General features: G+C 39.3%; 2 protein-coding genes and 1 pseudogene. All 3 read right to left on the reverse strand.

Annotated features, from left to right (window positions below):
• Window positions 1–162 precede the first annotated feature (162 nt).
• Window positions 163–369 carry a hypothetical protein gene (locus ACFILL_RS09485; protein WP_273791709.1) on the reverse strand — a complete coding sequence of 69 codons (207 nt, stop codon included), beginning with the start codon at window positions 367–369 and terminating at the stop codon, window positions 163–165.
• Window positions 302–529 carry a hypothetical protein gene (locus ACFILL_RS09490; RefSeq protein WP_375643862.1) on the reverse strand — a complete coding sequence of 76 codons (228 nt, stop codon included), beginning with the start codon at window positions 527–529 and terminating at the stop codon, window positions 302–304. The genes ACFILL_RS09485 and ACFILL_RS09490 overlap by 68 nt, the downstream gene beginning before the upstream one ends.
• Window positions 526–615 (reverse strand): annotated as a pseudogene (locus ACFILL_RS09495) (lysozyme); the annotation flags it as partial. The gene ACFILL_RS09490 and the pseudogene ACFILL_RS09495, both read right to left, overlap by 4 nt.

Consider the following 615-nt stretch of genomic DNA (forward strand, 5'->3'; position numbering starts at 1 on the left):
GCATCCATAATACGTGAAAAATCAAGCGCTAATAAGAGTATAATGAGTACAATCCATTTCGTATAACGCGACATCACTTTTACACTTTTGTAGGTCATGATGATTTCTTGAAGTATTTCTTTTTCTGCTTCCGTAAGCTCTGTATCGTCTTGCGTTTTTTTTCTAGCCATGTTTCCACCCACACACGCGTTCACCTAGATTATTGTGCTTTAAGATCTCTCTTGCTAAGTTTGAACTGATGGCGTTCAGATCTTGCTTATCTAAATAAATTGGCAACCAGCCAACACAAGAAGAAGCATATTTATTTGTCGTGCAACCAGTCAGAGAGAGCAGCACGCACATCAGCATCACTTTTTTGATTAACTTCACTTTCCACCTCCAGACGTGTTGTGGCTGCTTTTAAAGCTTTTTCTGTTTGCTTTTGTTGCTCTGCTTTTTTCCCAAGAGTAAAAGCTCTTGCTAATGCAATAAAAAAAGCGACTAAAGCCGCGCCTGTTATCATCAGATTTCTTTTCATCCATAAGATCATAGACGATGCTCCTGAAAGCGTTTAGCAACAAAGAAAATACCAGCACATGCGGCTAAAATCATAATGGTGGCCAAAGCCCATTGGAT

It is taken from the genome of Bartonella sp. AP20NXHL, from assembly GCF_042196165.1.
Taxonomy (GTDB): Bacteria; Pseudomonadota; Alphaproteobacteria; order Rhizobiales; family Rhizobiaceae; genus Bartonella.

Excerpts from the sequence above, each read along its gene's own strand:
- ACFILL_RS09490 (WP_375643862.1), bottom strand. The coding sequence starts at position 529 with ATGATCTTATGGATGAAAAGAAATCTGATGATAACAGGCGCGGCTTTA.